The organism is Catenulispora pinistramenti (assembly GCF_018274385.1).
Taxonomy (GTDB): domain Bacteria; phylum Actinomycetota; class Actinomycetes; order Streptomycetales; family Catenulisporaceae; genus Catenulispora; species Catenulispora pinistramenti.
Genome location: NZ_JAAFYZ010000379.1, coordinates 1 through 5454, shown reverse-complemented (window position 1 = coordinate 5454; position 5454 = coordinate 1). Strand labels below are relative to the sequence as shown.

Sequence of the window (5454 nt, the reverse complement as noted above, 5' to 3'; positions counted from 1 at the left end):
GCCCGGCGCCGCCTGCCGCGCCGCCCGCCGCCGCCCCGCCGCCGCCGGGTCCGCCGACGCTCCCGGTCTCGTTGCCGGTCAGCCGGCCGAAGCCGTTGTAGCCGAAGGTCAGGTTCCAGAAGCTGTTGTCCTGCGAGCCGCCGACGTAAGGACGCGAACCCGCCGGCGTCAGCTGCATGATCGCCACCCACCAGCCGGCGCTCACCACGATGGCCAGCCCGGCCGCCCCGATCTGCCACAGCCGGCGCAGGAACTTGCCCGGCCCAACGGCCAGGTAGACCGCGGTCAGCGCGGGCAGGATCAGGAACGCCTGCAACGTCTTGGTGAGGAACGCGAAGCCGATCAGCGTCCCGGCCAGCAGCAGCCAGCGGGTGCTGCCGTTCTCCTGCGCGCGCACCACCGAGTAGACGGACAGCGTCATCAGCAGGACCAGCAGCGCGTCCGGGTTGTTGAACTTGAACATCAGCACCGCGACCGGGGTGACCATCAGGGCGGCCGCCGCGAGCAGCCCGAAGGCCGCACCGGTGGCCGCGCCCCGGGTCCGGGTCAGCACCCGCTTGACCGCCGTGTAGACCACGCCGCACGTCGCGACGCCCATCAGCGCCTGCGGGACCAGCATGGACCAGGAGCTGAAGCCGAAGATCCGGCCGGAGATCTCCATGATCCACAGTGAGGCCGGCGGCTTGTCCACGGTGATCGAGTTGCCGGCGTCCAGCGACCCGAACAGCATCGCCTTCCAGCTCTTGGTGCCGGCCTGGACCGCCGCGGCGTAGAAGGAGTTGGCCCAGCCGGAGGCTGACAGGTCCCACAGGTACAGGACCGCCGCGGCCACCAGCAGACCGAGCAGGCCGGGCCGGGCCCAGCGCGGGTCGGACTCCGGGCCGCGCCAGAAGCGCGTGAAGCGTCCGGTGCCGCCGGCCGCCGTCGAGTCCGACGGCGGTCCGATCTCATAAACGACGTCTGACGTCGGGGACAGGGTGCTCATGACAGCTCTCCAGAGGTCTGAGCCGCCGGGACTTGGATCTCGTGATCGGCGGAAGGGGAGGGGTGGTGCCTGGGGTGGAAGACCCAGGCGCGGAGCAACACGAACCGGGCCAGCGTCGACAGCCCGTTGGCGACGATCAGCGCGGCCAGTTCCGTGGTGCGCGAGGGATGGTGCACGGCGGCGTGCACCCCGGCCAGCGTCCCGGTGGACAACACCAGGCCGATACCGAAGGCGACCAGGCCGCCGATCTGGTCGCGCAGCGCGTTCCGGCTGCCGGTGACGCCGAACGTGAAGCGCCGGTTGGCGGCCGTGTTCGCGACCGCGGTGACGGCCAGCGCGACGGCGTTCGCCGCGAAGGCCCCCATCGGCGCGCGCAGCAGCACGTAAAGGAGCAGATACGCCAGCGTGGACAGCACCCCGATGGTCGCGAAGACCGGGATCTGCCACTTCAGTCCGGGCGGCGGGTCGGCGGCCAGCACCCGGGCCCGGACCGGTGCGCCGGAGGAGGACCGCAGCGAGGCCTTCGCGACCCGCCACATCCCGCGCAGGTCGGCCTTGGCGGTCTTCACGATGTCCACCCGGGAGTCCGGGTCGTCGATCCAGTCCACCGGCACTTCGTGGATCCGCAGCCCCGAGCGCTCGGCGAGCAGCAGCAGTTCGGTGTCGAAGAACCACTCCTCGTCCTGCACCCGCGGCAGCAGCGCCTGCACCACCTCGGTCTTGGCCGCCTTGAACCCGCACTGCGCGTCGGAGAAGCGGGCCGCCATCGTGGTGCGCAGCAGGAAGTTGTAGGTGCGCGAGATGAACTCCCGCTTGGGACCGCGCGCCACCGCGCTGCCGCGGGCCAGCCGCGAGCCGATGGCCAGGTCCGAGTGGCCGCTGAGCAGTGGGGCCACCAGCGGCAGGAAGGCGTTCAGGTCGGTGGACAGGTCGACGTCCATGTAGGACACGACGTCGGCGTCGGAGGTGGACCACACGGCACGCAGCGCGCGGCCGCGCCCCTTCAGGTCCAGATGCACGGCGCGCACCCCGCTCAACTCCCGCGACAGCCGCGCCGCGACCGCCCAGGTGCCGTCGGTCGAGGCGTTGTCGGCCACGGTGATCCGGAAGGGGTAGGGCAGGTTCTCGGCGAGATAGCGGTGCAGTCTGCGCACGCTGGCCTCCAGGACGTGCTGCTCGTTGTAGACGGGCACCACGACCTCGACCAGCCGTCTGCGCGGCCCACCCGCCGCCCCGGTGCCGGCGTCCGGCGGTTCGCGGTCGGTGAGAGCGGTTGCGTTCATGACCCTGACGCTCTCGGGGCGGCGTGGGAGGGGAATGAGGCTTCGATGAAACGGACATGAGAATGGTCGCGGGGCTGGTGGAACATATGAGCGTCTGTTGACAAAGCTGAGATCTTGAGGCGGACGCGGGACGACCAGATCCCGGCGGCGCGGCCGGGATCTGGTCGTGGTGGTCACGGGATCAGACTCAATCGACAGCGGTCTGTGATCACAAGGGGTAGATGCGATCCGCGCACGCTCTCAGGCCTCAGCGGTGCCGGGCAGGAGCAGCCGGGCGACCGTCCCCGGGCCGTCGTGCGGCCGCTCGAACATGATCGCGCCGCCGGACTCGCGGGCGGCCCGCGCCGCGATCGCCAGCCCCAGCCCGCTGCCCGGCATCGCCCGGGCCGTGGGGGAGCGCCAGAAGCGCTCGAAGACGTGCGGCAGTTCCTCCGGCGCGATGCCGGGGCCGCGGTCGCGGACGGTCAGCGCGCCGTTGGCCAGCCGCACCTCCACGTTCGACCCCGGCGGCGCGAACTTCACCGCGTTGTCCAGCAGGTTCACCACGGCGCGCTCCAGCGCGGCGCCGTCGCCGTGGGTGGTCCACGGCCGCAGATCCTCGCTGATCGTCACCGGGGTCTCGCGGGCCACCCCGCGCGGCCGGACGCGCTCGACGGCGCGCGCCGTCACCTCGTGCAGCGCCACCGGTGCGGTGACCGGCGAGGACTGCTCGGGCCGGGACAGCTCCAGCAGGTCGGCTATCAGCATCGTCAGTTCCCGCATCTGGGTGCGCGCGCCGGTGAGCAGTTCGGTGCGCTTGCCCTCGGGCAGCGGCCGGCCGGACTCCTCGGAGCGGATCAGCAGGTCTATGGTCGTGCGCAGCGAGGTCAGCGGGGTGCGCAACTCGTGGCCGGCGTCGTCGACCAGGCGTTTCTGCTCGTCCCGGGACGATTGCAGGGCCGCGGTCATGGCGTTGAAGGACTCTGAGAGCCGGGCGATCTCGTCGTGGCCGGCCACCGGCATCCGGACCGACAGGTCCTCGGTGCGGGCCACATGCTCCACGGCCTCGGTCAGCACGTCCACCGGACGCAGCGCGGCGCGCGCGACCAGCAGGCCGGCGGTGACCGCGCCGCCGATCCCGATCAGCGACACCACGAACAGCAGCCAGGCCAGGCTGCTCAGCGAGTCGTCGATGGGCTGGTAGGGCTGGGATTTCAGGAACACTCCGGAGCCGGTGGGGGCCGGCACGACCTCGATCCGCACCTTCTCGCCGGTCTCCTTGGTGACCCCGTCGCGCCATATCCCCGCGGTGTCCGGTGCCTGACCGGCTATCTGCAGGTCGCTCGGCTGGCCCGTCACCTGGGTGGATCCGGGCAGGGCACAGGTGCTGGCGCCGTCGTAGTAGGTGATGCTGACCAGCGCCGGCGAGTGGTACTCGTTATTGGGGTTCGACGGCGGGTTCGGCGGGTTCGCCGGGTGCTGGGGGCCGCAGGGCGAAGCGGCCCCGGCCCGGTCGCCGCGCAGGTCGCGCCAGTACTGGCCGCCTACCGGCCCGCCGGTGCCGGCGATCGACTTGTCCATCTGCTCGTGGAGCCGGTCCCGCACGGCGACGTACGAGACGAGCGCCACCGCGCCTATCGCGATCGCGACGGCCAGCGCGCTCATGATCGCCAACCGGGACCGCAGCGGCATCCGCCGTCTCATCGCCGCCCGCCGGAGGCGGTGCGCAGCGCGTAGCCGACGCCGCGCACGGTCTGGATCAGCCGCGGCAGGCCGTCGAACTCGGTCTTCTTGCGCACGTACATGACGTACACGTCCAGGGAGTTCGAGGCGGGTTCGAAGTCGAAGCCCCACACCGCGCGCAGGATCTGCTCGCGGGTCAGCGCCTGCCGCGGGTGCGACAGGAACATCTCCAGCAGCAGGTACTCCGTCCGGGTGAGTTCGATGAGCTGGCCGGCCCGGGTGACCTCGCGGGTCAGGGTGTCCATACGCACGTCTTCGTACTCCAGGACGTGCTCGTCGTGGGCGGCCGCGGCACCGCCGGGCTCGGTGCCCTCGGTGCTCAGCGCACCGCGCCGGAGCAGGGCCCGGACCCGGGCCAGCAACTCGTCCAGTTCGAAGGGCTTGGCCAGGTAGTCGTCGGCGCCGGCGTCCAGGCCGGCCACCCGGTCCCCGGTCAGGTCGCGCGCGGTGAGCATCAGCACCGGCAGGGTCGGGTCGGCCGAGCGCAGCCGGCGGCAGGCGGTGAGCCCGTCCATGCCGGGCATCAGCACGTCGAGCACGACCAGGTCCGGCCGGGTCCGCTCGACCTCGGTCAGCGCGGCGCGGCCGTCGGCGGCGGTGCGGACGGCGTAACCCTCGAACTCCAGGCTCGACGCGAGCACCGCGCGGATGCCGGGCTCGTCGTCGACGATCAGGATCTCCGAGGTGGCCGCAGCGCCCGCGGACGTGGCGGGACCTGCGAGAAAAGGCGTGGGAGAGCTCACGGCGACCACTATCCGTGGGGCTGATGAGGAACGTCTGAGAATCCGTCAGGAGAAATCTTAGAGCTTGCCGTGGAGTTGACATGTGAGTGAGTAGTCACATAGTTTGTGACTGGTCAATCACAATGGAGGCGGCCATGACGAACCCCGAACCCAGCCCGTTCCGCTCCACCGCGGAGGCGCGCCGGGCGTTCATCACCACGCAGGCGGTGAAGGTCTTCGCCCGCGGCGGGTACCACGCCACCCCGGTCGCCGACGTGGCCGAGGCGGCGGGCATCTCGCCGGCGTACGTGTTCCGGCTCTTCGACGGGAAGCTCGGCCTGTTCCTGGCCGCGCTGGAGCACTGCCACGAGCGGATCCTGACCACGGTGGGCGCGGTCGCCGACGCCAGGCCCGGCGAGGACCCCGAGGCCGTGCTCGCGGCGATGGGCGACGCCTACGCGCAGCTGATCTCCGACCGCGACCTGCTGATGCTGCAAGTACACGCGCTCAGCGCCGTCGACGTCCCGGAGATCGCCGCCACCACCCGGCGCGGACTGGAGCGGATGATCACCCTCCTCCAGGAGCGCGCCGGGGCCTCGGATCAGGCCGCGCAGCAGTTCGTGGCCTACGGCCAGCTCTGCCACCTCATCGTCGCCACCGGTCTGACCGACGCGGCCGGCGACGGCACCCCGGCCCCGCGCTGGGCGAGAGTCCTGACCGACGGGATGGCCCACCCGGAGCC

General features: G+C 71.6%; 5 protein-coding genes. 1 reads left to right on the top strand and 4 read right to left on the bottom strand.

Translation table 11 applies throughout. The features are described 5' to 3' along the window. The 4 genes from KGQ19_RS47195 to KGQ19_RS47180 form a co-directional block, all read right to left on the bottom strand. A partial coding sequence (locus KGQ19_RS47195) for an ArnT family glycosyltransferase (RefSeq protein ID WP_212021937.1) occupies positions 1 to 985 on the bottom strand: 985 nt, incomplete at its 3' end. After that, positions 982 to 2268: a bifunctional glycosyltransferase family 2/GtrA family protein gene (locus KGQ19_RS47190; protein ID WP_212021928.1), complete on the bottom strand. Its 1287-nt coding sequence runs from the start codon at positions 2266 to 2268 to the stop codon at positions 982 to 984. The genes KGQ19_RS47195 and KGQ19_RS47190, both read right to left, overlap by 4 nt. A 240-nt stretch (positions 2269 to 2508) precedes the next feature. Continuing rightward, complete coding sequence (locus KGQ19_RS47185) at positions 2509 to 3939, bottom strand: HAMP domain-containing sensor histidine kinase (RefSeq protein ID WP_212021926.1); 1431 nt, start codon at positions 3937 to 3939, stop codon at positions 2509 to 2511. Between the two features lie 8 nt (positions 3940 to 3947). Beyond that, positions 3948 to 4733, bottom strand: a complete 786-nt coding sequence (locus KGQ19_RS47180) for a response regulator transcription factor (RefSeq protein ID WP_413562520.1) — start codon at positions 4731 to 4733, stop codon at positions 3948 to 3950. 134 nt (positions 4734 to 4867) lie between these two features. Between KGQ19_RS47180 and KGQ19_RS47175 the strand changes: the two genes are divergently transcribed. Next, a partial coding sequence (locus KGQ19_RS47175; protein WP_212021925.1) for a TetR/AcrR family transcriptional regulator occupies positions 4868 to 5454 on the top strand: 587 nt, incomplete at its 3' end.